This window comes from Streptomyces sp. adm13(2018) (assembly GCF_008042145.1).
Classification (GTDB): domain Bacteria; phylum Actinomycetota; class Actinomycetes; order Streptomycetales; family Streptomycetaceae; genus Streptomyces.
On sequence record NZ_RDBH01000187.1, the window covers coordinates 1 to 694 of the forward strand.

A 694-nucleotide genomic window follows, 5' to 3' on the forward strand; every position below is an offset into this window, starting at 1 on the left:
TCGCCGGGGGTTCCGGCTCGGGCGCGGGCGCCGCCGGAGGCATGGGCTCGGGCCTGGACTCGGGCGCGGGCTCGGCTTCCGGCGCCGACTCGGGCGCAGCCGCGGGCTCCGGCGCCGACGTGGGCTTCCCCTCGGTTGCGGGCGTCGTCGGGGCCTTCTCGTCGAAGGCCGGGCGGGCGTGGTGCCAGGGGGCGTCCGAGCTGCGGGTGCGCGGCGGTGCGGGCTCCGCGCGCGGCGCGGGAGCGTCCGGGGTCGACTGGCTCGCCGAGCCCTCCGTCACCGAGCGGTTGCGGCGCGGCGGGCGCGCCGTCGGGGGCTGGGCGTCGGCACCCGGCCCCGCCTCGGCGGCCGACTCCGGAGCCGGAGCCGACTGGCTCGCCGAGCCCTCCGACACCGAGCGGTTGCGGCGCGGCGGGCGCGCCGTCGGGGCCTCCGCCGCCGACGCTTCCGGACCCGTCTGGCTCGCCGAGCCCTCCGTCACCGAGCGGGTTCGACGCGGCGGGCGCGCCGTCGGGGCCTCCGCCGCCGACGTCTCCGGACCCGTCTGGCTCGCCGAGCCCTCCGTCACCGAGCGGGTTCGACGCGGCGGGCGCGCCGTCGGGGCCTCCGCCGCCGACGTCTCCGGACCCGTCTGGCTCGCCGAGCCCTCCGTCACCGAGCGGGTTCGGCGCGCGGGGCGGGCGGTGTCTGGCGT

General features: G+C 81.6%; 1 pseudogene. It reads left to right on the forward strand.

The window, feature by feature from the left end:
• A pseudogene (locus EAO70_RS38355) lies at positions 1 to 694 on the forward strand (hypothetical protein); the annotation flags it as partial.